Source organism: Microlunatus sp. YIM B11417 (assembly GCF_059617205.1).
The window spans coordinates 640,214-665,562 of sequence record NZ_JCAMPJ010000002.1 but is presented as its reverse complement, the minus strand read 5'-3'; the positions used below and the strand labels follow the sequence as shown (position 1 = coordinate 665,562).

General features: G+C 70.7%; 26 protein-coding genes. 7 read left to right on the top strand and 19 right to left on the bottom strand.

From position 1 onward, the window contains the following. The 9 genes from AC6CCG_RS13495 to AC6CCG_RS13455 all read right to left on the bottom strand — a co-directional run bounded on the left by AC6CCG_RS13495 (window position 1) and on the right by AC6CCG_RS13455 (window position 10,250). Entirely contained in the window at window positions 1-2,487 is a 2,487-nt protein-coding gene (locus tag AC6CCG_RS13495; RefSeq protein WP_496655060.1) for an NADH-quinone oxidoreductase subunit G, read from the bottom strand. After that, entirely contained in the window at window positions 2,484-3,839 is a 1,356-nt protein-coding gene (gene nuoF, locus AC6CCG_RS13490) for an NADH-quinone oxidoreductase subunit NuoF (RefSeq protein ID WP_496655059.1), read from the bottom strand. Before nuoF ends, AC6CCG_RS13495 begins: the two co-directional genes overlap by 4 nt. Further along, the gene (nuoE, locus tag AC6CCG_RS13485; RefSeq protein ID WP_496655058.1) at window positions 3,839-4,573 is read right to left on the bottom strand and encodes an NADH-quinone oxidoreductase subunit NuoE; all 735 of its coding nucleotides are present in this window, start codon (window positions 4,571-4,573) and stop codon (window positions 3,839-3,841) included. Before nuoE ends, nuoF begins: the two co-directional genes overlap by 1 nt. A gap of 23 nt (window positions 4,574-4,596) precedes the next feature. Next, window positions 4,597-5,940 carry an NADH-quinone oxidoreductase subunit D gene (locus tag AC6CCG_RS13480; protein ID WP_496655057.1) on the bottom strand — a complete coding sequence of 448 codons (1,344 nt, stop codon included), beginning with the start codon at window positions 5,938-5,940 and terminating at the stop codon, window positions 4,597-4,599. Continuing rightward, a complete protein-coding gene (locus tag AC6CCG_RS13475) occupies window positions 5,940-6,740 on the bottom strand; it encodes an NADH-quinone oxidoreductase subunit C (protein ID WP_496655056.1) in 801 nt (266 codons plus the stop codon). The genes AC6CCG_RS13480 and AC6CCG_RS13475 overlap by 1 nt, the downstream gene beginning before the upstream one ends. Further along, a complete protein-coding gene (locus AC6CCG_RS13470; protein ID WP_496655055.1) occupies window positions 6,737-7,291 on the bottom strand; it encodes a NuoB/complex I 20 kDa subunit family protein in 555 nt (184 codons plus the stop codon). The genes AC6CCG_RS13475 and AC6CCG_RS13470 overlap by 4 nt, the downstream gene beginning before the upstream one ends. Window positions 7,292-7,324: 33 nt before the next feature. Beyond that, on the bottom strand, window positions 7,325-7,684 hold the full coding sequence (locus tag AC6CCG_RS13465; protein ID WP_496655054.1) for an NADH-quinone oxidoreductase subunit A: 360 nt from the start codon (window positions 7,682-7,684) through the stop codon (window positions 7,325-7,327). A gap of 316 nt (window positions 7,685-8,000) precedes the next feature. Beyond that, window positions 8,001-8,876: a molybdenum cofactor guanylyltransferase gene (gene mobA, locus AC6CCG_RS13460; protein WP_496655053.1), complete on the bottom strand. Its 876-nt coding sequence runs from the start codon at window positions 8,874-8,876 to the stop codon at window positions 8,001-8,003. Between the two features lie 93 nt (window positions 8,877-8,969). Next, window positions 8,970-10,250, bottom strand: a complete 1,281-nt coding sequence (locus tag AC6CCG_RS13455; protein ID WP_496655052.1) for an isochorismate synthase — start codon at window positions 10,248-10,250, stop codon at window positions 8,970-8,972. A gap of 195 nt (window positions 10,251-10,445) precedes the next feature. On the opposite strand from AC6CCG_RS13455, the gene AC6CCG_RS13450 reads away from it, so the two are divergent. Further along, the gene (locus AC6CCG_RS13450; protein WP_496655051.1) at window positions 10,446-11,240 is read left to right on the top strand and encodes a hypothetical protein; all 795 of its coding nucleotides are present in this window, start codon (window positions 10,446-10,448) and stop codon (window positions 11,238-11,240) included. Window positions 11,241-11,290: 50 nt separating this feature from the next. Beyond that, entirely contained in the window at window positions 11,291-11,488 is a 198-nt protein-coding gene (locus tag AC6CCG_RS13445; protein ID WP_496655049.1) for a hypothetical protein, read from the top strand. Window positions 11,489-11,494: 6 nt separating this feature from the next. Here the strand turns inward: AC6CCG_RS13445 and AC6CCG_RS13440 are convergent, their stop codons facing one another. Both AC6CCG_RS13440 and AC6CCG_RS13435 read right to left on the bottom strand, forming a co-directional pair. Next, window positions 11,495-12,337 (bottom strand): DNA polymerase beta superfamily protein, encoded by an 843-nt coding sequence (locus AC6CCG_RS13440; protein ID WP_496655048.1) that lies wholly within the window; start codon window positions 12,335-12,337, stop codon window positions 11,495-11,497. A gap of 58 nt (window positions 12,338-12,395) precedes the next feature. Beyond that, window positions 12,396-13,169, bottom strand: coding sequence for a DUF4097 family beta strand repeat-containing protein (locus AC6CCG_RS13435; protein WP_496655047.1), 774 nt, complete (start codon window positions 13,167-13,169; stop codon window positions 12,396-12,398). 201 nt (window positions 13,170-13,370) lie between these two features. Here AC6CCG_RS13435 and AC6CCG_RS13430 point away from each other — a divergent pair, with 201 nt between their 5' ends. The 3 genes from AC6CCG_RS13430 (at window position 13,371) to AC6CCG_RS13420 (ending at window position 15,611) form a co-directional block, all read left to right on the top strand. After that, window positions 13,371-14,324, top strand: coding sequence for an aminoglycoside phosphotransferase family protein (locus AC6CCG_RS13430; protein ID WP_496655045.1), 954 nt, complete (start codon window positions 13,371-13,373; stop codon window positions 14,322-14,324). A gap of 64 nt (window positions 14,325-14,388) precedes the next feature. After that, the gene (locus AC6CCG_RS13425) at window positions 14,389-14,997 is read left to right on the top strand and encodes a ClpP family protease (protein WP_496655044.1); all 609 of its coding nucleotides are present in this window, start codon (window positions 14,389-14,391) and stop codon (window positions 14,995-14,997) included. Between the two features lie 2 nt (window positions 14,998-14,999). Continuing rightward, a complete protein-coding gene (locus tag AC6CCG_RS13420) occupies window positions 15,000-15,611 on the top strand; it encodes an ATP-dependent Clp protease proteolytic subunit (RefSeq protein ID WP_496655404.1) in 612 nt (203 codons plus the stop codon). A gap of 8 nt (window positions 15,612-15,619) precedes the next feature. Here AC6CCG_RS13420 and AC6CCG_RS13415 read toward each other — a convergent pair whose 3' ends face one another. From AC6CCG_RS13415 to AC6CCG_RS13390, 6 genes are all read right to left on the bottom strand, one after another. Then, on the bottom strand, window positions 15,620-16,045 hold the full coding sequence (locus AC6CCG_RS13415; protein ID WP_496655043.1) for a helix-turn-helix domain-containing protein: 426 nt from the start codon (window positions 16,043-16,045) through the stop codon (window positions 15,620-15,622). Between the two features lie 58 nt (window positions 16,046-16,103). Beyond that, complete coding sequence (locus tag AC6CCG_RS13410) at window positions 16,104-16,676, bottom strand: hypothetical protein (RefSeq protein WP_496655042.1); 573 nt, start codon at window positions 16,674-16,676, stop codon at window positions 16,104-16,106. Window positions 16,677-16,707: 31 nt separating this feature from the next. Continuing rightward, window positions 16,708-16,929 (bottom strand): hypothetical protein, encoded by a 222-nt coding sequence (locus AC6CCG_RS13405; protein WP_496655041.1) that lies wholly within the window; start codon window positions 16,927-16,929, stop codon window positions 16,708-16,710. A gap of 193 nt (window positions 16,930-17,122) precedes the next feature. Continuing rightward, window positions 17,123-17,656, bottom strand: a complete 534-nt coding sequence (locus AC6CCG_RS13400) for a DUF6886 family protein (RefSeq protein WP_496655040.1) — start codon at window positions 17,654-17,656, stop codon at window positions 17,123-17,125. Between the two features lie 2 nt (window positions 17,657-17,658). Beyond that, the gene (locus AC6CCG_RS13395; protein ID WP_496655039.1) at window positions 17,659-19,302 is read right to left on the bottom strand and encodes a DUF6297 family protein; all 1,644 of its coding nucleotides are present in this window, start codon (window positions 19,300-19,302) and stop codon (window positions 17,659-17,661) included. Beyond that, window positions 19,299-19,943 (bottom strand): ABC transporter ATP-binding protein, encoded by a 645-nt coding sequence (locus tag AC6CCG_RS13390; protein ID WP_496655038.1) that lies wholly within the window; start codon window positions 19,941-19,943, stop codon window positions 19,299-19,301. Before AC6CCG_RS13390 ends, AC6CCG_RS13395 begins: the two co-directional genes overlap by 4 nt. 109 nt (window positions 19,944-20,052) lie before the next feature. Between AC6CCG_RS13390 and AC6CCG_RS13385 the strand changes: the two genes are divergently transcribed. Both AC6CCG_RS13385 and AC6CCG_RS13380 read left to right on the top strand, forming a co-directional pair. Beyond that, on the top strand, window positions 20,053-20,754 hold the full coding sequence (locus AC6CCG_RS13385) for a demethylmenaquinone methyltransferase (RefSeq protein WP_496655037.1): 702 nt from the start codon (window positions 20,053-20,055) through the stop codon (window positions 20,752-20,754). 8 nt (window positions 20,755-20,762) lie between these two features. Further along, the gene (locus AC6CCG_RS13380; protein ID WP_496655036.1) at window positions 20,763-22,520 is read left to right on the top strand and encodes a TM0106 family RecB-like putative nuclease; all 1,758 of its coding nucleotides are present in this window, start codon (window positions 20,763-20,765) and stop codon (window positions 22,518-22,520) included. A 208-nt stretch (window positions 22,521-22,728) separates the two neighbouring features. Here AC6CCG_RS13380 and menD read toward each other — a convergent pair whose 3' ends face one another. Both menD and AC6CCG_RS13370 read right to left on the bottom strand, forming a co-directional pair. Next, window positions 22,729-24,357 carry a 2-succinyl-5-enolpyruvyl-6-hydroxy-3-cyclohexene-1-carboxylic-acid synthase gene (gene menD / locus AC6CCG_RS13375; RefSeq protein WP_496655035.1) on the bottom strand — a complete coding sequence of 543 codons (1,629 nt, stop codon included), beginning with the start codon at window positions 24,355-24,357 and terminating at the stop codon, window positions 22,729-22,731. After that, complete coding sequence (locus AC6CCG_RS13370; RefSeq protein ID WP_496655034.1) at window positions 24,354-25,313, bottom strand: o-succinylbenzoate synthase; 960 nt, start codon at window positions 25,311-25,313, stop codon at window positions 24,354-24,356. Before AC6CCG_RS13370 ends, menD begins: the two co-directional genes overlap by 4 nt. Between the last annotated feature and the right edge of the window lie 36 nt (window positions 25,314-25,349).

The window sequence follows — 25,349 nt, the reverse complement described above, 5'->3', positions numbered from 1 at the left end:
TCATGCTTCCTGCTCACCCTCTACTGGTTCGGCTGCTGCGGCCTCGGCCGAGTCTCCCGAAACCGACCCCGCCGGGGCAATCCGGACCACATCGCCGGCTGCCGCGGCCAGGTGCTCGGCGACGCCGAAGCCCGGGGCCAGGGTCGGCACCCAGACCACGCCGTCGGTCATCTCACCGACCAGCTCGACCGGGAGTTCCAGCGAACCGTGATCGGTCTCGATCCGGACCAGGTCGGTGATCCCGGCGGCCTCCGCGGTCGCCGTACTGAGCCGGGCCACCGGCTTCCGGCCGGTCGCCAGCAGCGCCGGCTCGTTGTCGACCGCCCGGCTGGCGTCGATCGCCAGCCGCCAGGTGGCCAGCACCACGGTCGTCGTCCCGGGCACGCTGGCCCGGCCCGGCTCGATCGCCGGAGCCGCCGCCACGTGGCCGTCCCACGGCCCGAGCTCGGCCAGTTCGGCGTCGGCCTCGGCGGCGCTGCGCACCCCGAGATCCTTGCCGAGCAGGTCGGCCAGCGCGGCCAGGACGCGCAGGTCGGTCATCGCGTTGTCGCGCTTGATCACCACGCCGAAGGGCCGCTCCCGGCCCTCCCAGGTCAGGAAGCTGCCGGCCCGCTCCTCGTTCAGCGCGACCGGGAGCACGACGTCCGCGCGCTCGGTCACCAGCGAGGCCCGCTGCTCGATGCTGACCACGAAGCCGACCTGTTCCAGGCCTTCCAGCGCGGACCGCGGGTCCAGCAGGTCGCCCGGGTCGACGCCGGCCACGACCAGCGCGCCCAGCTCCGAATCGGCGGCCGACATCAACATCTCGTCGGTGTCCCGGCCGGCCAGGGCCGGCACCTCGTCGATGCCCCAGGCACCGGCCAGGTCGACCCGCGCCGCGGCATCGCTGACCGGACGGCCGCCCGGCAGCAGGTTCGGCAGGCAGCCGGCCTCGACGGCGCCGCGGTCGCCGGCCCGGCGCGGGATCCAGGCGATCCGGGCGCCGGTGGACCGGCTCAGTTCGAGCACGGCGGTCAGGGTCCCGGAGGACAGCGCGGCGCGCTCCCCGACCAGGATCACCGAGTCGGCGTCCAGGGCGACGCCGGCCGGCAGCCGGTTCAGCGTCGCGGCCTCGGCACCGGGCACGGTCTTGATCAAGGTGGCGCCGTGCTTGCGGGCGCCGTTGCTGAGGTACGGCGCCAGGGTCCAGGACTTCAGGCCGTTCTTGCGGTGCGCCTTGCGCAGCCGCAGGAAGACCGTGCCGGCCTCCTCCTCGGCCTCGAACGAGACCAGCAGCACGCCGGACGCCGACTCCAGGTCGGCGTACGTCACCGGCGCCGCGCCCGGCTTGGCCGCCGAGCCGGCGACCTTGTGGGCCAGGAACTCCGCCTCCTCGGCGGTGTGCGGCCGGGACCGGAAGTCGATGTTGTTGGTACCGAGGACGGCCCGGGCGAACTTCGAGTAGCCGTACGCGTCCTGGACGGTCAGCCGGCCGCCGGTCAGCACGCCGACCGAATCACCGGCCTTGCGCAGGCCCTCCGCGGCCACCTGCAGCGCCTCCGGCCAGGAAGCCGGCCGCAGCACGTCGCCTTCCCGGACCAGCGGGTAGGTCAGCCGATCGTCACCGCGGCCGTACCGGAAGGCGAACCGGTCCTTGTCGGTGATCCACTCCTCGTTGACCTCGGGATCGTTGCCGGCCATCCGGCGCATCACGGTGCCGCGCCGGTGATCGACCCGGATCGCCGAACCACAGGCGTCGTGCTCGGCCACCGACGGCGTCGAGACAAGATCGAAAGGCCGGGACCGGAACCGGTAGGCGGCACTGGTCAGCGCGCCGACCGGGCAGATCTGGATCGTGTTGCCGGAGAAGTACGACTCGAACGGCTCGTTCTCGTAGATGCCGACCTGCTGCAGCGCGCCGCGCTCGATCAGCGCGATGAACGGGTCACCGGCGATCTGCTCGGAGAACCGGGTGCAGCGGGCGCAGAGCACGCAGCGCTCGCGGTCCAGCAGCACCTGCGCCGAGATGTTGATCGGCTTCGGGAAGGTCCGCTTCACGTCGGTGAACCGGGACTCCGCGTACCCGTGGCTCATCGCCTGGTTCTGCAGCGGGCACTCGCCGCCCTTGTCGCAGATCGGGCAGTCCAGCGGGTGGTTGATCAGCAGGAACTCCATGTTCCCGTGCTGGGCCTTCTCCGCGACCGGCGAGGTGACCTGGGTCCGGACCACCATCCCCGGCATCACCTCGAGGGTGCAGGACGCCTGCGGCTTCGGCATCCCGCGGCCGTTGCCGGCGTCCGGGATGTCGACCAGGCACTGCCGGCAGGCGCCGACCGGGTCGAGCAGCGGATGATCACAGAACCGCGGCACCTCGACGCCGATCAGCTCGGCGGCCCTGATCACCAGGGTGCCCTTGGGCACCGACACCTCGACGTCGTCGATGGTGAGCGTGACCAGGTCCTCCGCCGGGGTCACCTCGGCGGACTTCTTGTCGGAAGTGACCGTCATGCACCTGCTCCTGGCTCTGTCGCATCGGACGCGGCTGCCGCCGCAAGGGCCGGCTTGCGGACGAAGATCGTGCTGCGTTCGTACGGGAAGAGTTCCCAGGCCGGCGTGTGCATGCCGGCCTCGAACTCGTCCCGGAAGTACTTGATCGCCGAGGAGATCGGCGAGGTCGCACCGTCGCCGAGGGCGCAGAACGAGCGGCCGAGGATGTTCTCGCACAGGTCGAGCAGCTTCTCGATGTCGCCCTCCTCGCCGCGGCCCTCCTCGAGCCGCTTGAGGATCTGCACCAGCCACCAGGTGCCCTCCCGGCACGGCGTGCACTTGCCGCACGACTCGTGCTTGTAGAACTCGGTCCAGCGCAGCACGGTCCGGACCACGGAGGTGGTGTCGTCGAAGCACTGCAGCGCCCGGGTGCCGAGCATCGAGCCGGCGGCGACCACCGAGTCGAAGTCGAGCACGAGGTCGAGATGCTCGTCGGTCAGCAGCGGCGTCGAGGACCCGCCCGGGGTCCAGAACTTCAGTGTGTGACCCTCGCGCATCCCGCCGGCCAGCTCGATCAGCTTGCGCAGCGTGATGCCGAGCGGCGCCTCGAACTGGCCCGGGTTGGCGACGTGGCCGGACAGGGAGAAGATCCCCATCCCCTTGGACTTCTCGGTCCCCATCGCGGCGAACCAGTCCGCGCCGTTGCCGATGATGCCCGGCACCGACGAGATCGACTCGACGTTGTTGATCACCGTCGGGCTGGCGTACAGGCCGGCCACGGCGGGGAACGGCGGCCGCAGCCGGGGCTGCCCGCGGCGGCCCTCCAGCGAGTCCAGCAGGGCGGTCTCCTCGCCGCAGATGTACGCGCCCGCGCCCGCGTGCACGATCACCTCGAGGTCGAAGTCCGTACCCAGGACGTGCTTGCCGATGTAGCCCGCCGAGTACGCCTCGCGGACCGCCTGCTGCAGCCGCCGGACCACGTGCAGCACCTCGCCGCGGACGTAGATGAAGGCGTACTTCGCCTTGATCGCGTACGAGGCGATGATCACGCCCTCGACCAGCGTGTGCGGGCTGGCCATCATCAGCGGGATGTCCTTGCAGGTCCCGGGTTCCGACTCGTCGGCGTTGACCACCAGATAGGTCGGGTTCGGGTTGTCCTTGGGGATGAAGCTCCATTTCATCCCGGTCGGGAAGCCGGCGCCGCCGCGGCCGCGGAGGCCGGAGTCCTTGACCGCCGCCACGACGTCGTCGGGCTGCAGCTCCAGCGCCTTGCGCAGCGCCTGGTAACCGCCGCCCTGCTCGTAGTTGTTGAGCTTCCAGGCGCGGTCGTCGCCCCAGTTCGCGGTCAGGACGGGCGTCAGCGTGTCGGCCATCAGGCCTTCCCCTCCTCGGTCTCTTGCTCGGGCTGCGGAAGGTTGTCCGGATCGGGAGCCTTCCAGCCGTTGGCCCGGGCCAGTTCGAGTCCGCGCAGGGACTGCGGCCCGGCGGTCGGCCCCTCGTCGGCCCGGCCGTCCGGGAAGCCGGCCAGCACCCGCTCGCCCTGCTTCCAGCTGCACAGCCGCGCCCCGCGGGTGGACTGCACCTCTTCGCCGGCCCGGAGCCGGTCCACCAGCTCGACGGCCGAGTCCGGGGTCATGTTGTCCATGAACTCCCAGTTGACCATCATCACCGGCGCGTAGTCGCAGGCGGCGTTGCACTCGATGTGCTCGAGGCTGATCTTGCCGTCCTCGGTCGTCTCGTCGTTGCCGACCTCGAGATGATCTTGGAGCCGGGCCAGCACCTCGTCGCCGCCCATGATCGCGCAGAGCGCCGTGGTGCAGACGCCGACGTGGTATTCGCCGACCGGCTTGCGCTTGTACATGGTGTAGAACGTCGCCACGCCGGAGACCTCGGCCGGGGTCAGGCCGAGGATGTCGGCGCAGATCTCGATCCCGGCCGGCGTGACCCGGCCGTCCACCGACTGCACCAGGTGCAGCATCGGCAGCAGCGCTGACCGGGCTTGCGGGTAGCGGGCCGCGATCTGGCGCAGCTCGTTGATCGTCTCTTCGCCGATCTGGGTCCCGGTCTCGGAGTAGTCGAGGCTCGGCTCGTCGAAGTGCGTCTTCATCTGGTGATGCCCGTTCTCGCCGCTCACCGATCAACACCGCCCATCACTGGATCCAAGGAAGCCACCGCGACGATCACGTCGGACACCATGCCGCCCTCGCACATCGCCGGCATCGCCTGCAGGTTCACGAAGCTGGGGTCCCGGAAGTGGGCCCGGAACGGGCGGGTGCCGCCGTCGGAGACGACGTGTGCACCGAGCTCGCCGCGCGGGCTCTCGACCGGCACGTAGGCCTGGCCGGGCGGCACCCGGAAGCCCTCGGTGACCAGCTTGAAGTGGTGGATCAGGGCCTCCATCGACTCACCCATGATGTGCTTCAGGTACTCGTTGGAGTTGCCCATGCCGTCGCTGCCGACGGCCAGCTGGGCCGGCCAGGCGATCTTCTTGTCGGCCACCATCACCGGGTCGTTCTGCATCTTGTCCAGCCGGTCGATGCACTGCTCGACGATCTTGACGCTCTGCCACATCTCCTCGAGCCGGATCCGGAACCGGCCGTACGAGTCACAGGTGTCCCAGGTGGGCACCTCGAAGTCGTACGTCTCGTAGCCGCTGTACGGCTGCTTCTTGCGCAGGTCCCAGTCGTAGCCGGTCGAACGCAGCGTCGGGCCCGAGATGCCGAGCGCCATGCAGCCGGCCAGGTCGAGGTAGCCGACGCCGCCGAGCCGACCCTTGAAGATCGGGTTCTCGTTGCAGAAGTCCGCGTACTCGGGCAGGTGCTTCTTCAGCCACTTGACCAGGTCGCGCAGATGATCAAGACCGTTGGCCGGAAGATCGTTCGCGACACCGCCGGGCCGGATGTAGGCATGGTTCATCCGCAGGCCGGTGATCAACTCGAACGCGTCGAGCACCTTCTCCCGCTCGCGGAAGCCGATCGTCATCACGGTCAGCGCGCCGATCTCCATGCCGCCGGTCGCGATACAGACCAGGTGCGAGGAGATCCGGTTCAGCTCCAGCATCATCACGCGGATGACCTGGGCCTTCTCCGGAATCTGATCTTCGATGTCGAGCAGCCGCTCCACGCCGAGGCAGTACGTCATCTCCTGCGACAGCGGCGACAGGTAGTCCATCCGGGTGCAGAAGGTCACGCCCTGGGTCCAGGTGCGGAACTCCATGTTCTTCTCGATCCCGGTGTGCAGGTAGCCGATGCCGGTCCGGGCCTCCGTGACCGACTCGCCCTCCATCTCCAGGATCAACCGGAGCACGCCGTGGGTGGACGGGTGCTGCGGTCCCATGTTGACGACGATCCGCTCGTCGCCGCGCTCGGCCTGGTCGGCGACGACCGCATCCCAGTCCTGGCCGGTGACGGTGTAGATCTGGTCGGCGTCGTCGTCGGCGAAGGCGCCGTACGGATCGGTGGTGGTGCTGGACATCAGTTGTAGCTCCTCCGCTGATCGGGAGGCGGAATGGAGGCGCCCTTGTATTCGACCTCGATGCCGCCGAGCGGATAGTCCTTGCGTTGCGGGTGGCCGGGCCAGTCGTCCGGCATCAGGATCCGGGTCAGCGCCGGATGGCCGTCGAAGACGATCCCGAACATGTCGTACGTCTCGCGCTCGTGCCAGTCCGCGGTCGGATAGGTCGGCGTGACGGACGGGACGTGCGGGTCGGCGTCAGGGGCGGTGACCTCGAGCCGGATCCGCCGGTTGTGCGTCATCGACTGCAGGTGGATCGCCACGTGCAGCTCGCGGCCGGTGTCGGCCGGGTAGTGCACGCCGGACACGCTGCTGCAGAACTCGAACCGCAGCTGCGCGTCGTCGCGGAGGTGCCCGACCAGCTCGGTCAGGTGCTCCCGCTCGATGTAGAAGGTGATCTCGCCGCGGTGCACGACGACCCGGTTGATCGCGGCGCGCGGATCGGACAACAGCTCGGTCATCCGCTCGTACACCTCGTCGAACCAGCCGCCGTACGGGGGCTGCGAACCGGCCGGGAACTCGACGGTCTTGATCAGCCCGCCGTAGCCGGACGTGTCCGGCGAGCCCTTGGCGCCGAACATGCCGCGACGCACGCCGATCACCTCGGCGCGGGTCTCCTGACCGCCTTGATCATCGGCGGTCTCGGTGCCGGGCACCGGCTCGGTGGACGGGTCCGCCGTGCCGCCGGTGTGCTGGGCCTTGGCCGACTTGCTCTCCGTACCCTCGTCGTCGCCCATGGCGCGGCGTGGCTTGTCGCTCATCGGAGCAGACCCTTCAGTTCGCGGGTCGGGACGTCGATCAGGGCGCGCTGCTCGGCCCGCTCGGCCGCCTCGTCGGCGTTCAGGCCGACCGGCAGGTCACGCACCTTGTCGCGCAGCTTGAACATCGCGTCGATCAGCATCTCCGGCCGCGGCGGGCAGCCCGGCAGGTAGATGTCGACCGGCACGACGTGATCGACACCCTGGACGATCGCGTAGTTGTTGAACATGCCGCCGGTGCTGGCGCAGACGCCCATCGCGAGCACCCACTTGGGGTTGTGCATCTGGTCGTAGATCTGCCGCAGCACCGGGGCCATCTTCTGGCTCACCCGGCCGGCGACGATCATCAGGTCGGCCTGCCGCGGCGAGGCCCGGAAGACCTCCTGGCCCCAGCGGCCCGAGTCGTAGCGCGGCGCGCCGTACGTCATCATCTCGATGGCGCAGCAGGCCAGGCCGAACGTGGCCGGCCAGAACGACGCACTGCGCATGTAGCCGAAGATGTTCTCGACCGTGGTCAGCAGCACCCCGGTGGGGAGCTTCTCCTCTACGCCCATATCAGCGCACCTCCGAAGACTTGGAGTTGGTGATCAGTCCCATTCCAGGCCCCCACGACGGAGCACGTAGATGTACGCGACGAACACGGTCACGATGAACAGGACCATCTCGACCAGCGCGAAGGTGCCCATCTGCTCGAACGAGACCGCCCACGGGTAGAGGAAGACGATCTCGATGTCGAACACGATGAACAGCATCGCGGTGATGTAGTACTTGACCGGGAATCGGCCGCCGCCGATCGGCTGCGGTGTCGGCTCGATGCCGCACTCGTACGAGTCGTACTTGGCCCGGTTGTAACGACCGGGACCGACGATCATGGTGGTCAGGATCGTCAGGCCGACGAACGCCGCGGCGATCGCCAGCATCATGACGATGCCCACGTACGGACTCACCACTGACCTGCCCTCCTCGTAACGTGCGCCGGAGACGCGGCGCGATCAGGGCGCGCCGCAAGCACGACGCCGGACAGGGTGGGACCCATTTCCGCTCCTGCTTGGTGTTGTTACCTGGCGCGCGCCGGCACCACGGCATTCGGGGTCTTGAGTTAGTGAAAACAATCACTAGCTCGGCGTCAGTCTACGACTCCTGATTCTGGCCCGCCACTTGACCCACCCCGGACTCGCCACGCCGGATTTCCCAACCCTGCAAGGAAGTTCTCCGTCATTTACGCACGCCGGAGCTTGCGTAAATGGCTCGGGTGCGGGCGGGTCAGGCTCCCGGGAGGCTGAGGTCGAAGCCGTCGGGCACGGGTCCGGACCCGATCCAGACCCGGGCCGCGGCGCACCGGTGCGGCGGAGCGACGGCGAACGCCCGGACGACGCCGGGGTCCGCTCCTCCGGCGTCCGTGATCGACTCGCCGGTGCCGGCCAGTTCGGCAGCGGCCAGTTCGAGGGCGTCGGCCAGCGGGTCCACCTGGTCCCGATCGGCGCCGACCAAGATCAACGAGGCCGGCGCGCGCTCCTTGATCAGGTTTCGCACGGCCCGCACCTCGGCGCCGTCGCGCAGCGCCCAGGCACGGTGCTGGCGCGCGGTGTCGATGTCCCAGGTCCCGGTCCGGTCGAGTTCGAGGCGGGGCAGGTCGAGGGTGGCGACAAGGCGGCGGGCGGACCGGCCGGCGGCGCCGTCCGGCCCGGCCTCCCGGACCAGCTGCTCGGCGGCCGGGCGGCGCAGGGCCAGCTGCAGCGGCTGTTCCGCGCCGGACCGGTCGACCGCGAGCAGACCGGGCGCGTCCGGGCGACGGGTGAGTTCGGCCGCCATCAGTTCGGCCGCGGCACCGGCCCCGGGCGCGTCGCCGGGCAGCACCAAGATCAACTCGGCCGGCCCCTCCAGCGCGGCGCGCAGTCCGGTGATCATCGCTGCCGCCGGGCCGCCGTCCGGATGATCATCGGCGACGAACCTGGCCGGCACGGACAGCTCGCGTTCCGGGCCGACGATGACCACGATCCGCCCGGCCCGCAGCCCGATGACGGTTCGGTCGATCAGCGCGACCCCGTCGACCTCCGCAGCCAGTTTGTCCGACCCGTACCGCCGCCCCGCCCCACCGGCCATCACGACGGCGACAGCATCAGCTTCCGGACTCGTCACTTCACCCACGTTCCTCGCGCTTTACCCACGTTGCAACCTGTGCAATGTGCCGGTTTTTCACGTTAACGTGAAAAACTGCGGCCCAGGAAAGGCTCAACCGGCGAGCGCGTCCCGCATCGGCACCAGCTTGGCGTTGGACTCGGCCAGTTCCGCCTCGGGATCGGAGCCGGCGACGATGCCGCAGCCGGCGTAGAGCCGGATCTGCCGCGGGTCGGTGTCGTCGATCTGGCCGCAGCGCAGCGCGATCCCCCACTCGCCGTCGCCGCGCGCGTCGATCCAGCCCACCGGGCCGGCGTAGCGACCGCGGTCCATCTTCTCCAGCTCGGCGATCGTGGTCCGGGCCAGGTCGGTCGGGGTGCCGCAGACGGCCGCGCTGGGGTGCAGGGCGGCGGCCAGCCCGAGCGCCGTGGTGCCCGGGTCGAGGGCGGCCGTGACGTCGGTGGCCAGGTGCAGCACGTTGGGCAGTTCCAGCACGTACGGGGCGTCCGGCACGTTCATCCCGGAGCAGTACGGCGCCAGCGCCGCGGCCACCGACCGGACCGCGTACTCGTGCTCCTCCAGGTCCTTGCTGGACCCGGACAGCGCGGCGGCCAGGGCGAGATCATGATCGTCGCGGCCGGTCCGGCGGATGGTCCCGGCCAGCACCCGCGAGGTGACCAGGCCGGCCTCGGAGCGGACCAGCATCTCCGGCGTCGCGCCGACCAGCCCGTCCACCAGGTAGGTCCAGCAGCGGCGGTAGGTCCCGGACAGCTGACGGACCAGCCAGCGCGGATCGAGGTCGCGGTCGGCCACGGCGAGCAGGTTGCGGGCCAGCACCACCTTGTCCAGCCCGTTGGCGTTGATCCGGCGGACCGCCTCGGCGACCGCGCCCTCCCACTGCGGCCCGCTCAGCGCGCCGTCGGCGTAGCTGACCGTGCGCGGCGACTCGGGCGCCCCGTCCGGTGCGGCTTCCGGCGGCGCCGCGGACCCGGCCAGTGGTGGCGTCAGGGTCGGTCGCGTGGGGTCGGAGATCTCGGTGATCCAGCTGCGGCCGCCGCGGCGCCCGTAGATGACCTCGGGGACGATCAGGACCGACTGCGAGTCGGTGTTGTCGGGGTCGAAGACGAAGCTGCCGAACGCCACCAGCCCGGAGCCGGACGGCGGATCGTCCAGGTCGGACTCGATCTCGGCGGCGTCGACCAGGTCGGCCCACCAGCGCTCGGCGTCGGCGAACGAGCTCGCCTTGTAGCGAGCCACCTCGCCGCAGCCGATCAGTCCGGACCCGTCCCTGACCCACGCGACGCCCTCGCGCCGCGGTAGCCGTACCGCAAGATCCCCGAGGTCGGCGGCCTCCCGGGTCCGGACCCGGAGCGCCGGCCGCTGCACAGCATCCACACCGATCAGGGTATGCCGAGTCCCGCCGAACCTCCCTACGCCCGGACCGGCGGCCGGTCCGGCTGACCGTCCGGGTGTGACCAAGATGACGGAGTTGAGGCCGGCTACGCAGGATTGCGTACCCCGGAGCCGCACCACGGCGGACGCGCCGGGCCGGGTCGCGGAGTGACGATGCGGGTGTCGGAGGAGGACATCATGAACACGCTCGTCAACACCACGCTCGCCGCCGTGCCACGGATCTGGATCACCGCGCGCCCGCTGGAGCGAGCCTGGTACGCGATCGCCGCCGTGCTGTTCACGAGCGGACTGTTCCACGTCGGCGAACTGCTGCTCACCGGCGCGTCCTGGGACGGTCCGACCTCGCTGCGGAAGGCCGCGACGTTCGGGCTGTCCTTCGGTCTCACCCTGGCCTCGGTGGTCTGGGCGAGCTCCTTCATCCGGATGGCCGGCACCGTGCGGGCGGTGGTGCTGTCCGCGTTCGCGGTGGTCTGCGTGATCGAGACCACGTTGATCACGCTGCAGGCGCAGCGCGGCGTGCCGTCGCACTTCAACTTCGAGACCCCGTTCGACACTGCGGTGTCGATGACCCTGGCCGGGGGCGGGCTGGTGATCATCGTCGTCGGACTGGTCCTGGCCGGGGCCGCGCTGCGGCAGACCGCCGAACTGGCGCCGGAGCTGCGGCTCGCGCTGCGGTTCGGCTTCGTCACGCTGCTGGTCGCGTTCGGCACCGGTGCGGTCATGATCGCCACCGGGGTGACCCTGGTCCGGTCGGGCGACCCGGCGACGGCGTACGCGACGGCGGGGTTCCTCAAGCCGCTGCATGCCGTCGCGATGCACGCCATCCTGGTGCTGCCCGGGATCGCCTGGCTGCTCGGCCGCACCGGCTGGGATCAGACGCGTCGGCTCAAGATCATCCGGTACGCGGTCGTCGGCTATGTCGTGCTGCTGGCCGGAGCGGTGATCATCTCCCTGCTCGGCCGAGTAGGCTGACGCGACCGTACCCGCGCTGGCGGAAGGGCCGAACCCATGAGCTGGGACCGATGAGCGACTTCGGCCGATGGAGCCTCGGCATCGGGTTGGCGCTCCTCGCCGCGGCCGTGGTCTGCCGGCTGCTGGACCAGATCCCGGCGACCGTGATCATCGGGATCCTCGGACTGCTCGGGATCGGCATCGCCGTCTACGACGCGATCTACGAGGCCCTGAGCCGCGCCGAGCTGCGCCGGCGCGGCCGGCGGTGAGGCCGCTCAGGCCCGCCATTCCTGCTGGTAGGCGGCGATCAACCAGGCGTCGATCCAGCCGCGGTCCGGCTCGTCCGGAAGTCGATCTTGGTCGAGCTCCGCGATCAACGCGTCGCGCAGCTCGTTGATCACCCGGAGCGTCTCGGCCAGCGGCACCTCGCCGGAGCGGATCGACCGGAGCAGAGTCCGGTGCGGCTCCGGGATCGGCAGCGTGATCCGGCCGGTCCGGGCGAACTCGAGCCCCTGGACGCCGAGCCGGGCCGCATGCATGGCGAACTTCGTGTCGTAGCCGTGCACGGCGACCAACTCGGGCCGGTTGGTGTGCCGGGACCGGGTGCCGTTCAGCGCGCCCAGCTGGCTCTCCAGGTAGCCGAGGAACCGCCGGATCGACCGCTTGCTGGCGAACCGGTGCGCGTTGGCGCGGACCTCGTCGGCCACCGGCGAGCCGACGACGATCTCGTCCTCCGGTACGAAGAGCGGCAGCAGGACGGTCGGGTTGCCGTCGGCAGCCAGCCGGGCCCACTTGCGCAGCGAGTAGACGAGCACGTCGAGATCGCCGGCACCGGATCGGTTCCGGAGCCCGCCCGGCCGGTCCCACGCGGTGTGCCGCTCGAACTGGTCGAACGGAATCGTGCGGCCGCCGGGCGTGGTGATCCGGGCCAGGCCGATCACGTACGCCTCGGGCTCGATGCAGAAGCCCATCTCGTCCCGGTCGTCCTGGCCGCTGATCGACGTTCCGTGCACGCCGGAGCCGACCTGGACCAGCAGCTTCAACCCCCGCTGGGCGATCTCCCGGGCCGCCGCGGAGGCATGGGTGTGTGCCGGGTAGGCCGACGGCAGCTCGTGCATGATCACTCCTCTCGACGGGCTTCGATTGTGACCAGCCGGCGCGCCGTGGGCCAGTGGATTACCGGCCTTCGATCCGGAGCCGGCCGTTGGACACGGCCGCGGTGATCCTGCGGTCTGCGTCACGCTGCTTGGCAACCTTGATCGTGGACTTGGCGTCCCGGAGGTCGGTCTTGATCTTGTAACCAGCGTCCGGCACCCGGATGGTCGTGTTCCCGTCGGCGGAGCGGGTCTCGACCGTGGCCGGCGGCTCGTCGAACTCCAGGATCACGTACCCGTTGTCGGACTTGGCGGTGACCTGGTCCGAGGTGAGCCGTTCGGCGCGCAGGCTGCCGTCCCGGGTGGCCAGCACGACCGGCCCGGAGACCTGGTCGAGGTTGAGGTTGCCGTCGGTCACCTTGATCTCGAGCGGTGCGGTGAACCCGTTCGCGACGACGCTGCCGGTGTCGGCGATGATCTTGACCGGTACGTTCGACGGCACCTCGACCCGATGCCGGAGCCGGCAGTCGATCACCACGCCGGAGCAGACGCCGCCGAGCTTGATCGTGTCGTCGCCGACCTTGGACCAGTCGGCGCGCGCCGTACCGGCGGTCTTCTCCGCCTCGAACCAGCGGGTCACGGTGACCTTGCGGTTCGGGCCTTCGGCTGGCGCCACCGGGACGACCTCGAGCTCGCCGAGGTCGGAGTCGATCACGATCCGGTCGCCGGTCAGCTCGTACGTCGCGACCTCCGGCGTGCCGTTGCCGACCTTGGTGACGGCACAGGAGGCGCCGGCCAGGGCGACCATGATCACGGCGAGCAGGGCGCCGGCCCGGGCTGGGGTGAAGGAAGTCATGACATCGGAGGCTATGAAGATCAACACCGGCCGCACATGCGGAAACCCCCTGGCAACCGCCCCCACCGCCCCCGTACCCCTGTCGTCCGACCGGACTACGACTGCCCTCGGACAACGTGGAGACTTCCGCCGCGTCCGGTGCCCTCGAGTTTCCACGAAACTCGGTCGCCCCGCCGCCGAAGCCCGGGCACACTGACCCGCATGGTTCCGCCAACCCCGATCCCCGTCGGTGCCACCGCCCTGCGCCCGGTCTGGACCGACCTGCCCGAGCGGGTCAGGCTCGAGATCGAGCTGATGGCCGGCCAGCCGGTGGTCGAGGCGCGATCCCAGGGCAGCGGTTTCACCCCGGGCTTCGCGTCCCGGCTGGTGCTGGCCGACGGCCGCCGGCTGTTCGTCAAGGCCGCCAGCTCCGCGTACCCGTGGATGATCGAGGCCTACCAGGCCGAGGTGGACAAGCTGCGGCTGCTGCCCGCCGCGGTCCCGGCGCCGCCGGTGATCTTCGACCGCCGAATCGTGGTCGACGGCGAGGACTGGCTGATCTCCGGCTTCGCCGACGTCGACGGCCGGCCGCCGCTCCGGCCCTGGCGGGAGGACGAGGCCACCGCCGTGCTGCGCTGTGCCGCCGACCTCGGCCGGGTCCTGACACCGCCGCCCGCCGGAGCCGACTGGATCGGCCTGGAGGCCGAATTCGAGCGGAGCACCGAGGACTGGGCGACGATCATCGAGCAGGGCCTGCTGCCGGCCGAGGTCGCCGGGATCGGTGCCGACCTGGCCCGGGACTTCCTGACCAGGATGCCGAGGACCACCCTGGTCCACTGCGACCTGCGCGACGACAACGTGATCATCGGTGCCGACGGCCAGGTCCACGTCTGCGACTGGAACTTCCCGGTCCTCGGCCCGGTCTGGACCGACGCCGTCACCCTGGCCATCTCCATGCACGGCGACGGCCTGGACGCCGACCGGCTGCTCGCCGCGACCGGAGTCGTCGACGATCCGGCCCTGGTCGACGGCTTCCTCGCCGTGCTGCTCGGCTACTTCACCATCGCCGGCCGACGGCCCGAAGTGGACAACTCGCCGTACCTGAGAACCCACCAGCGCTGGTACGCCGACGCCACCGGGGACTGGCTGCTCCGGCGTACCTCTGCTGTCAGCTAAACGATCTTGGGTAGCGGGCCGCGGTCGGCCAGGGTTGATCACACCACAAGAGGCAGGAGTGATCATGACCGCAACGCAGACCGAGCGGCCGCAACCGTTCGGTGACCATCTCAACGCACGGCTGTTGGAGCAGCGGATCATCGTGCTCGGCGTCGAGGTCGACGACGCGATCGCGAACCAGATCTGTGCCCAGCTGCTGCTCCTGTCGGCGCAGGACCCGCGGCGCGACATCACCATCTACATCAATTCACCGGGCGGTTCGGTCAGCGCCGGGCTGGCCATGTACGACACGATCCAGATGATCCCGAACGACGTCAGCACGCTGGCGATGGGCCTGGCCGGCAGCATGGCGCAGATCCTGCTCTGCACCGGCACCAAGGGGAAGCGGTACGCGCTCCCGCACGCGCAGATCCTGATGCACCAGGGATCGGCCGGGTTCGGTGGCACGGCCGCGGACATCGAGATCTACGCCCGGCAGCTGGACCGGACCTCGCAGGTGGTCAACCAGCTGATCTCCGAGCACACCGGTCAGCCGGTGAGCAAGATCATCGAGGACAGCCAGCGGGACCGCTGGTTCAGCGCCGAGGAGGCGCTGGCGTACGGCATGGTCGACAAGATCATCCACCGCGTCGAGGACGTACGGCCCGCGGCGGCCGGAAAGGTCGGTTTGTGATCATGGGCCAGTACACCATTCCCACGGTGGTCGAGCGCACGCCCACCGGCGAGCGCGCCTTCGACATCTACTCCCGGCTGCTCAACGAGCGGATCATCTTCCTCGGCACGGAGATCGACGACGGGGTGGCCAACGTGATCATCGCGCAGTTGCTGCACCTGGACTCGGAGAGTGCCGGCCTCGACATCAACCTGCACATCAATTCGCCGGGCGGCTCGTACAGCGCGGTGATGGCGATCTACGACACGATGCAGTTCGTCCGATCCGACGTGGCCACCTTCTGCATGGGGCAGGCCGGCGCGGCCGCCGCGGTCCTGCTGGCGGCCGGGACGCACGGCAAGCGGGCCGTGCTGCGGCACAGCAAGGTGCTGCTGCAACAGCCGTCCGGCGGCGCCCGCGGCACCCTGCCCGACCTCGCCGTCCAGGCCAAGGAGATGGCCAAGCTGCGCGAGGAGATCGAGGAGGTGATGGCGCAGCACACCGGGCATCCGGCGAGCAAGATCAGGATGGACAGCGACCGGGACCGCGTGTTCGGCGCCGAGGAGGCCGTCGCGTACGGCCTCGCCGATCAGGTGGTGACCACCCGGAAGGTTCTCGATCCGGCCTACGCCTAGGAGTGCGCCTAAGCCGCGAGGCAGGTGATGTCGCCGCGGCCGGACTGGCGCGGGGCGAGCGGTCGGGCGATCTCCATCGGCCGCTCGTCCGTCGCCGGCAGTTCGCGCAGCCGGCGCCGGGCTCGCCGCTTCCGGTTGCCGATCGGGACGACCACCCGGGAGGTCCGCAGCTCGACCAGCTCCCGGCCGACCATCGCGACCAGGTCGACCAGTTCGATCCGGAGCGCGTCGCAGACCGCGCCGAGCACCTCCGACGAGGGCTCCTTGCGGCCGCGCTCGATCTCGGAGAGGTACGGCACCGAGACGCCTGCCGCCTCGGCCACGTCGGCCAGGGTGCGGCCCTGACGCTGCCGGGTCCGGCGCAGCGCGGCGCCGATCAACGACCGCAACAGCGGGTCCTTGGCCTTCGGCTGATCGATCTCCTCGGCGCGCATGCGCCCAAACTAACCCGGCGCGCGAAACCCCGTCGCCGCGGTTCGCTGCCGGCTGAACTCAGCCGGCCGGCGGTCGGTCCGGCTTCTCGGCCGCCTCCGCCTCGGCCGCTGCGGCCTGCTTCGCGGCCTCCGCCGCTGCCGCCTCGGCCTTCGCGGCGGCCACCTCCGCCTGCCGCGCCGAGCGCCCGGTGAGCCGGCGCAGCACCGGCCACTCCAGCCGGGTGTAGCCCGAGGAGTGCACGGCGACGGCGAGCACCATGCTGCACAGCACGACGATGCCGGCGGTCGAGGACATGTGCCAGAACGCCGTGACGATGCCCGTACCGGAAGCGAGCATGGCCAGTGCCCGCGCCACGTTGACCGTCTTGGAACCGGTCAGCCGGCCCCGGAACGTCTCCTGCTGGTTGATCATGACCAGCGCCGCCAGCAAGGGGATCGCGACGGCGAAGGCGGTCACGCAGACCAGCGGCAGGCCGGCCAGCGGTCCTTCGGTCAGGAACGGCTGCACGAGCACCAGTGCGACGGCGATCATGCCGCCGTAGATCACGTTGTTCTGGCGGATCCACTCGCGTTCCTGCCCCGGCTGGCGGCGCAGCCAGTCGGCCGGATCCTGTTCGGCGTCCTCGGTCACGGCCAGACTCTACGACGCCGGCCGCCGGAGATCAGGGCGTCAGGATCCAGAGTTGCTCGCACGGCAACGGAGCGAGCCCCTGGCCGGCTTGATCGTCGACCGTCACCCGGAGTCCCGGGAAGCGGCTGCCGATGGCTTGGGCGTACTGCTCCGCGGCCGATGGAGCGGCTCGATAGGTCCGAAGGATGTGGGGGCCGAACCACAATCGGACCCGGTGCTCTGCCGTGTCGGTGGCGTCCGGAGTGACGCTCATGACCGGCTCCGAGCGGAGAAGAACGAGAAAGCAGCGATGATCACTGGACCCTCCCAGAAGTCCGGTTTCCAGCTACCAGGCGTGAACAAAACCGTCCAACCAACTACTCATCCGCGTTGATTATGTGCAGCGGCGGCTTCAGTCCATCACCAGGATTGGTACCGAACGGGACCAAGATCAGCGCAGTGTTGCCTCAAGACCTGGCGTTGCGCAGCCGGATCCCGCTGAACCCGAGCGTGCTGGTGATCACCGCGGACCAGAAGTCGTGCAGCCGTGGCAGCACCCGGAGCTGGATCCCGGCCCGCTCGTGCAGGGCGAACAGGTCGCCGACGGGCTCCGCCGGACCGAGCGGTACGACCTCGGACTCGGTCACCACCGCCGGCGGCTCGTCGGTGTCGTCCACCGGGCGGAAGCCGGCCGGGTCGAACCGGTAGACGTACAGCTGGACGGTCCGGATCGCCTCCAGCCAGCCGAACTCGATCGCGTGCACCCGGTTGCCACCACCCGGCCCGATGATCCTGGCCACGTCGTCGGAATGGCTGTCCGGCCGGGCCCAGGCCATCGCCCGCGGGCACTGCCGCGGGAACCAGTAGTTGTGCGCCCGGTGCGCGGGCACCGCCCACACGTACGCCTCGGAGACCTGGGCGGTCTTGGCGACGTGCGGCGCGAACCGGGTGATCGTCGGGTCCTCGGAGAAGTGGTAGACGGCGTCCTCGGTGAACTCCATGATCAGCGCTTGCGCTGCTTCTGCTGCGACAACGCCGCCTCCCGCTTGCGCTTCTGCTCGTCCAGCATCCGCTGCTGCTCCTGCTGTTGCTGGCGCAACTGGTCGGCATCCACCGAGATCAACAGGAACAGGGCGACGATGCCGGCGATCGCGATCGACCAGAACGGCGACCCGCCGAGCAGCATCGGGAACGTCACCAGGACACAGATGTCGAAGCCGGCGATGATCTTGGTGGTCAGCCCGGGCGGGAACGCACCGGCCTGGGTGGCCACCATCGGGGCGGCGAAGTTGACCGGCTTGGACTGGGTCCAGCGCACCGCGCCGAGCAGGCCGGCCGCGCCGGTTGCCAGTGCCATCAGGAACGCGTCGAAGATCGACCGCTGCTCGGCCCCCTCACCGAAGCCGACGAACGAGGCGGTGATCGCCAGCGCCCAGACCAGCGCGACGCCGGCCGGGATCGCGATCGTGGCGAGTTTGATCTTGCTCGTCGGGTACGGCAGGCAGCGGGCCAGGCCACCGGTCCGGGTCAGCACCCGCAGGCCGCCGAGCAGCGGGATCAGCGCCGCGAACAGGGCGATGCCGCCGATCACCGGCGCGATCCGGCTCAACCCCAGCGCGTCGGCCGCGTACGGGATCGCGACGGTGGCCAGCACCACCAGCAGCGGCTGCGGGAACCGCCAGAGCCGCTGCCACTCCCGCCAGGTCAACGCCTGGAGGCCGATCCCCTTGCCCCGCTTGGGCTTCACGTGGCCGATCTCGACCGCGCGCTGCTCCACCACGATGTCGCGGACCAGGCCGACGTCGAGGGCGAAGAAGGCGCCCGAGATGCCTCCGGCCAGGGCACCGCCGCTGACCAGCCGGGACCGCCGGATCCGGCGCAGCCGGCCGGCCGCGAAGCCGATCCCGATCACGAAGATCACCAGCCCGGCCGCCAGGACGGCGAGCGCGATCTCCACCGACCGGTCCGGGCCGAGGTCGATCGACAACCAGTTCGCGGCGACGGCGATCACGCCGCCGAGCGCCGCGACGCCGATCCAGGCGAACAGATAGGACAGCAGCCGCACCGGCAGCCGCCGCTCGGCGCCCTGCTCGGCCGCCGCGAACGTCACCGCCGCCATCGCCGACATCGCGGTCGCCGCGGCCCAGGCGAGCACCGCGGGAAGCCCGGACCCGGTCAGCGCGGCGACCAGGGCGCCGATCGCGAGGCCGCCGACGAAGGCGATCACCAGGGCCGAGACCAGCCGCGAGGTCAACAGCTTCCGTCGGTCCACCGGCGCGTCGAGCAGCCAGAAGCCCTCGGCGGCCGACGCGAGCACCGGGCCGAACAGCCGGCTCGCGGTCAGCGCCACGGCGACCGACAGCGCCAGTGAGCCCCAGGGCAGCACGGCCCGCGCGGACAGGCAGGAGTCGCTGGCGCACTGCGCGACCACCTGCTGTGCGCTGATGATCACGTTGACGATCATGGCGCCGACCATGGCCAGGCCGAGGATCGCGATGTAGGCGTCGTGCAACGCCTCGCCCAGCTTCTTGGTGGCCCGGCCGGTCCGCCAGTCCTTGATCATCAACTTCAGCTCGCGCGCGGACGCGGGCTGAAGATCGGGCATCTGGTACGGGGTGAAGTCCTCGGCGCCTTCCGCGGAACTCATCGGCGGTTGATCCCCAGCTCGACCACCCGGGTCGCCACGGTCTCCACCAGCGACGGCTCGTGGCTGGCGAACACGATCGCCAGCCCCTTCTTGCGTTCGTTCTTGAGCCGCTCGGCCAGCCACGTCACGCCCTCGGTGTCCAGCCGCTGCTCCGGCTCGTCCATGATCAACAGCTTGCGCGGCCGTACGAAAGCGGTGGCCAGGGCCAGCCGCCGCCGCTGGCCGGACGACAGGGTGCCGGGCAGCTGGCCCGACTGCGGCACCAGTTGCACCTCCTCGAGCACCTCGTCCACGACCGACTCGGTGTCCTCGATGCCGTGCGCCCGGGCCAGCAGGTCGAGGTGCTCGACCACGCTCAGGTCCGGGAAGAAGTCGAGGTCGTCGATCACGGTCGCGACGTCGCGACGGATCTGCGGGGAGGTCTCCGACATCGGCGTACCGTCCACCTCGATGGTGCCCTCGTCCGGCTTGTCGGCGCCGACCAGGCAGCGCAGCAGCGTCGACTTGCCGGAGCCGTTCCGCCCGGTCAGGGCGACCGCCTCGCCCCCGTGCACCTCGATGCTGAACTTGTCCAAGATCGTGTTCGGGCCGTAGGCACGTTTCAGCCCGGAGACCTTGAGCACGGTGGGTCGCTTCGCCATGGCGTCGATTCTGGCGCACTCACGGCGGGTCGGCCGCCCGACCCCCTCGGCACGCGGGCCGGGATCAGGGTCGGCGCCGATTGTCGGACCGGGATGGCAGGCTGGGGTCATGTCCGAGCACCCAGCCCGCGCGACCCTTGCCAAGCGCCGCGCCGACGTCTCCGCCATGTTCGACCGGGTCGCGGAACGGTACGACCTGGCCAACGACGTCATCTCGCTCGGACAGGACCGGGCCTGGCGCAAGGCCGTCGTCGAGGCGGTCCGGCCCCGGCCCGGGATGAAGATCCTCGATCTGGCGGCCGGCACCGGCACCTCCAGCCAGACCTTCGCCGACGAGGGCGCGACGGTGTTCCCGACCGACCTCTCGCTCGGCATGCTCGCCGTCGGCAAGCGGCGGCTGCCCGGCCTCGGCTTCGTCGCCGGCGATGCTCTCCAGCTTCCGTACGTGGACGACGCCTTCGACGCCGTCACGATCTCGTTCGGCCTGCGCAACGTCGAGCACACCGAGGCCGCGCTGGTCGAGCTGCGCCGGGTCACCCGGCCGGGCGGGCGGCTGGTCATCTGCGAGTTCTCCACCCCGACCTGGAAGCCGTTCCGGCTGGTGTACCGCAACTATCTGCTGGCCGCGCTGCCGCGGATGGCCGACCTGGTGTCGAGCAACCCGGCGGCCTACCGCTATCTGGCCGAGTCGATCCTGGACTGGCCGGACCAGCAGCGGCTGGCCGAGCTGATCGGCGCCGCCGGCTGGTCGCAGGTCGAGTGGCGCAACCTCAGCAGCGGGATCGTCGCGCTGCACCGGGCGACGGCTTAGGCGGCACGATGGCTGGCGAGGTCATGCTCGGGTCGTACGCGGCACGCAGCTGCGCGGTGAAGACCCACAACGCGTTCGACCGCACGATCGAGCACCCGGGGACGGAGCCCGACGATTCGCTGGCCGAGCTGTTCGACGGTGGGCTGACGTACCAGAGCGAGGTGCTGAACCGGCTGCTGCACGCCTGCGCCGAGCCGGTGCTGGACCTGCGCGAGCTGGCCGATCACCCCGGCGAGATCCGTACCGGCGCCTGCGCCGAGGCGGTCGCGGCCGGCCTGCCGGTGATCATGGGCCCGACCCTGCCGCCGGACACCGTCGGTCGCCGGCTGGGCAATCCGGACCTGCTGGTCCGCGGCGCCGACCGGGCCGACGGGAGGCCCGGCTATCACCCGGTCGAGGTGAAGTGGCACAAGATCATCGAGCGGCTGCGGCAGCGGGAGGAGCCGGTCGCGGAGCTGCCGTACACGGAGTTGATCAAGCCCGGCCCGCAGCACCGGACCATGATCAGCGGGTACGGGGCGCGGGTCGCCAGCCGGGAGGCTGACTTCCTGCAACTGGCGCACTACTGGCGGATGCTGGAGCAGCTCGGCTGGGCGGCCGACGAGCCGAGCGTGGCGGTGATCGGCACCGATGATCATCCGGAACGGGCCGGCGAAGGGCCGGTGCTGACGTGGCTCCGGCTCGACCAGCCGACCGTCCGTACCTTCTCCCGCAGCCAGCCCGAGGGCTGGCGGCTGCGCACCCTGCTGGAACGGTACGACCACGAGTTCGAGTTCCGGCTCGCCGTCGCCGACACCGCCGACCGGCGCCGCGGCGGGGCCGACGACCCGGCGCCGCTGGTGGTGCCGATCGTGGTCGACGAGTGCGCCCGCTGCCAGTGGTGGGACCACTGCCGCCCGCAACTGCACGAGGACGACGTCAGCCTGCGGGTGGACAAGGGCCGGCTCGACGTCCGCGAGATCGCCACCCTGCGGCGGAACGGGATCTTCACGATCACCGACCTGGTCGACGCGGATCTGGAGGCGCTCCTGGAGCGGTACCTGCCCGAGGTGCAGCACCGGACCGGCGCCGAGTCCCGGCTCCGGACGGCGACTCGGAGGGCCTGGATGATCGTCAGCGGCATCCCGCTGGAACGCGTCACCGCCGGCCCGATCGACCTGCCGCCGGCCGCGCTGGAGATCGACTTCGACATCGAGACCACCGCCGGCGGCCTGGTCTACCTGTGGGGGTTCCTGATCAACGACGGCGGGCGGCCGCGCTACCAGGCCTTCTCCACCTTCACCGATCTCGACCACGACGCCGAGCAGGCGCTGGCCGTGCAGGCGCTCGGCTGGCTCCATGATCAAGTAGCAGCGGCCGAGTCCACGCTGATCTATCACTACAGCAGCTTCGAACTCGCCGCGATCGAGCGGCTGGCCAAGGGCACCGACGATCCCACCCTGCTCTGGGCCCGCGGCCTGGCCCGGACCAAGCCGGAGCGGGTCCGCGAGGAACTGACCGGTTTCGTCGACCTGCTCGACGTGGTGAAAGAGCACTACTTCGGCGCCGACGGCCTGGGCCTGAAGGTGGTCGCCCGAGCCAGCGCCGGCTTCGCCTGGCGAGACGAGGACCCAGGCGGCCTGAACTCCCAACTCTGGTTCGCCGAAGCCGTCTCCGGCGAGACCGCCGAGCAGCGAGCGTCGGCCCGGCAGCGGGTGCTCGACTACAACGAGGACGACGTCCGCGCCACCGCCGCCGTCCGCTCCTGGCTCCGCGCGCAACCCTGATCCCGACCGGCCCGGCTGGTGGCGTGGCGGCCGAAGTCGCGGAGGTCGCGCGGCTGCCGGGCGGGGCCTCGGATCGTGCGGCCGGGCCCGCCCGCACTTCAATCACCCGAGCCCGCACCTCTCCGCCTCTCCACGCCCTTCACCGACCGGTCACTTCCGCAGCGACACGCCGCCAGAACGCCTGCTTTTGTGACCGGTCGGCGAAATTTCAGAGGTCGGCGGTGAGCCGTTGGAGTTCGGTGTTCAGGGTGCGGCGGTGCTGGCGATCGATGGTGGCCTCGACGATCTCGATGCCGAGCGGAGGCTCGGCGAGGACCTCGGCCAGCTCCTCGTCCCGGGCGACCCGGTGGAAGTGGGCGCCGAGGCCGCCGGCGAGGCGTTCCAGGTCGACGGCGTGCGAGGTGCCGAAGATGCGCTCGAAGGCCCGCAGGTGGGAAGGGGCGCCGTACTCGAGGGTGGCGAAGATGCTGCCGCCGTTGTCGTTCGCGACGATCACCCGGAGGTCGGGGCGGGGCTCGTCGGGACCGATGATCAGGCCGCCGAGGTCGTGCAGGAAGGTCAGGTCGCCGAGCAGTGCGTGGGTGGGGCGGCCGGTGGCCAGCGCGATCCCGGCGGCGGTCGAGGCTGAGCCGTCGATGCCGGCCAGCCCACGATTCGCGTACGTGACGGGCGGCGCGGCCGAGATCGGAGCAAGATCAAGATCGCGGACCGGGTTGGACGAACCGGTGAACAGGGTGTCCTGACCGCCGAGCGCGGCCCAGACCGTCCGGGCCAGTCCCGGTCCGGTGAAGTCGGGGTCGTCGGCGAGCCGGCGGTCGACCAGAGCGCCCAGCCGTTGATCATGATCGCGCCAGCGCTCCAGCCAGGCCGGATCGCCGGGCTCCGGTGCGATCGCCGGGACCACCCGGGCCACGCCGACGCCGGCGTCGTCCCACCGGGCATACGGCGTCACGCCGATGATCTCCACGTCGTCCCGGGCCAGCAGCCGGCTCACCGGACGGGACAGGGTCGGGTGGCCGATCACGATCACGCGTTCGATCTCGTCGGCCAGTTCGGTGGTCAGCAGCAGCCGGTAGAGCGCGATCGCCGCGCCGCCGCGGCGGGCGTTGCTGGACGGCTCGGCGAGCAACGGCAGCCGGGACCGCTCGGCCAGGTCCGCCGCAGCGGCACCGGTCTCCGGATCGGCGTCGCCGGCGATGATCACGGTCTGCGGACCGGCCGGCAGCGGCACCGGCTCGGCGACCCGGGACGGTGATGCGATGATCACCGGCGGCCGGGTGTTGATCGCCACCGGCGTCGGGGTCAACGGGTCGCTGAACGCGATGTTGAGGTGCACCGGACCGGGATCGGCCGACCGTTCCCCCGTCGCCGCCACCACCAGCCGGGCGGTGTGGAACTGCCAGTGCCGTACGTCGCCGCGATGATCATCGAACTGCGCCGACGCCACCACGTGATCGGCGAACACGCTGCGCTGATCGGTGGTCTGGTTCGCTCCGGTGCCGATCAGATACGCCGGCCGGTCCGCCGTGATCATGATCAACGGGATCCGGCTGTGCGCAGCCTCCAGCACCGCCGGATGCAGATTGGCCACCGCCGTGCCGGACGTGGTGATCACCGCGACCGGCTCGCCGCTCGCCTTGGCCAGCCCGAGCGCGGTGAAGCCGGCGCTGCGCTCGTCGGTCCGGATGTGCAGCCGGAGCAGGTCGATCCGGTCCGCCTCGAAGATCTCGTACGCCAGCGGAGCGCTCCGGGATCCGGGCGCGACGACCATCTCCCGGACGCCGCGCGAGATCAACTCCTCGATCACCGTACGGGCGCACTGGGTGGCGTCGGTCATCGCGAGCCCTCCCGGTCCAGCAGCCGCGTCTGCATGAGCCGAGCCTGCCAGAACGTGTGCTCCTCCGGCGCGGCGGCCAGCCGATTCAGTCGATCAAGATCGGGATTCACCTCGGCCACCGGCAACCAGCCCCGCTCCGCCACCAAAGACCCGGCCACAAGATCATCGCCGAGCAGCGGCACGGTGTTCAGCCCGCACGCGTACGGCAACTCGGGCAACGCCGCCGCCAGGGCCACCCCGGCCCGGATCCCGATCGAAGTCTCCAGCGCGCTCGACACCACGACCGGCAACCCGATCCGTTCCGCGATCTCGAGCGCCGCCCGGACCCCGCCGAGCGGCTGCACCTTGAGCACCGCGATGTCCGCCGCGCCGAGCTCGGCCACCCGGTACGGATCCTCGGCCCGCCGGATCGACTCGTCGGCCGCGATCAGGATCCCGGTCCCCCGCAAGTCCCGGCGCAGCTCGGCCAGCTCCTCGACGGTCCGGCACGGCTGCTCCGCATACTCCAGCCCGAACCGATCCAACTCCTTCAGCGCCCGCGCCGCCGCCGAGACCGACCAGCCGCCGTTGGCGTCGACCCGGATCCGGCCGTCCGGCCCGAGCGCGTCCCGGACCGCCTCGACCCGGGCCAGGTCGTCGGCCAGGGTCTGGCCGGCCTCGGCCACCTTCACCTTCGCGGTACGGCAACCCGACCCGGCCGCGAGCTCGCGGGCCCGGTCGGGCCCGACCGCCGGCACGGTCGCGTTGACCTCGACCCGGTCCCGGACCTGGGCCGGCCAGCCGACGTTGGCCGCCTCGTCCGCGGCCCGCAGCCAGGGCACCAGCTCGGCGCCGCCGTAATCGAGGAACGGGCTCCACTCGGCCCACCCGGCCGGGCCCCGCCAGACCATCCCGTACCGGGTGTCGATGCCGCGGAAGCGGACCCTCATCGGAAGGCGGTACGTGATCGGCTGCACCGGACCAGTCTCGCCTGTGCCGGTCGGCCGACTGCG

Bases quoted from the DNA above. Each gene is read 5' to 3' on its own strand.
- AC6CCG_RS13380 (WP_496655036.1), top strand. From the start codon at position 20,763: ATGGCTGGCGAGGTCATGCTCGGGTCGTACGCGGCACGCAGCTGCGCG.
- AC6CCG_RS13390 (WP_496655038.1), bottom strand. From the start codon at position 19,943: ATGGCGAAGCGACCCACCGTGCTCAAGGTCTCCGGGCTGAAACGTGCC.
- AC6CCG_RS13470 (WP_496655055.1), bottom strand. From the start codon at position 7,291: ATGGGCGTAGAGGAGAAGCTCCCCACCGGGGTGCTGCTGACCACGGTC.
- menD (WP_496655035.1), bottom strand. From the start codon at position 24,357: ATGACCGACGCCACCCAGTGCGCCCGTACGGTGATCGAGGAGTTGATC.
- AC6CCG_RS13450 (WP_496655051.1), top strand. From the start codon at position 10,446: ATGAACACGCTCGTCAACACCACGCTCGCCGCCGTGCCACGGATCTGG.
- AC6CCG_RS13420 (WP_496655404.1), top strand. From the start codon at position 15,000: ATGGGCCAGTACACCATTCCCACGGTGGTCGAGCGCACGCCCACCGGC.
- AC6CCG_RS13405 (WP_496655041.1), bottom strand. From the start codon at position 16,929: ATGAGCGTCACTCCGGACGCCACCGACACGGCAGAGCACCGGGTCCGA.
- AC6CCG_RS13440 (WP_496655048.1), bottom strand. From the start codon at position 12,337: ATGCACGAGCTGCCGTCGGCCTACCCGGCACACACCCATGCCTCCGCG.
- AC6CCG_RS13395 (WP_496655039.1), bottom strand. From the start codon at position 19,302: ATGAGTTCCGCGGAAGGCGCCGAGGACTTCACCCCGTACCAGATGCCC.
- AC6CCG_RS13495 (WP_496655060.1), bottom strand. From the start codon at position 2,487: ATGACGGTCACTTCCGACAAGAAGTCCGCCGAGGTGACCCCGGCGGAG.
- AC6CCG_RS13415 (WP_496655043.1), bottom strand. From the start codon at position 16,045: ATGCGCGCCGAGGAGATCGATCAGCCGAAGGCCAAGGACCCGCTGTTG.
- AC6CCG_RS13435 (WP_496655047.1), bottom strand. From the start codon at position 13,169: ATGACTTCCTTCACCCCAGCCCGGGCCGGCGCCCTGCTCGCCGTGATC.
- AC6CCG_RS13400 (WP_496655040.1), bottom strand. From the start codon at position 17,656: ATGGAGTTCACCGAGGACGCCGTCTACCACTTCTCCGAGGACCCGACG.
- AC6CCG_RS13475 (WP_496655056.1), bottom strand. From the start codon at position 6,740: ATGAGCGACAAGCCACGCCGCGCCATGGGCGACGACGAGGGTACGGAG.
- AC6CCG_RS13385 (WP_496655037.1), top strand. From the start codon at position 20,053: ATGTCCGAGCACCCAGCCCGCGCGACCCTTGCCAAGCGCCGCGCCGAC.
- AC6CCG_RS13425 (WP_496655044.1), top strand. From the start codon at position 14,389: ATGACCGCAACGCAGACCGAGCGGCCGCAACCGTTCGGTGACCATCTC.
- AC6CCG_RS13445 (WP_496655049.1), top strand. From the start codon at position 11,291: ATGAGCGACTTCGGCCGATGGAGCCTCGGCATCGGGTTGGCGCTCCTC.
- AC6CCG_RS13480 (WP_496655057.1), bottom strand. From the start codon at position 5,940: ATGTCCAGCACCACCACCGATCCGTACGGCGCCTTCGCCGACGACGAC.
- AC6CCG_RS13430 (WP_496655045.1), top strand. From the start codon at position 13,371: ATGGTTCCGCCAACCCCGATCCCCGTCGGTGCCACCGCCCTGCGCCCG.
- nuoE (WP_496655058.1), bottom strand. From the start codon at position 4,573: ATGAAGACGCACTTCGACGAGCCGAGCCTCGACTACTCCGAGACCGGG.
- nuoF (WP_496655059.1), bottom strand. From the start codon at position 3,839: ATGGCCGACACGCTGACGCCCGTCCTGACCGCGAACTGGGGCGACGAC.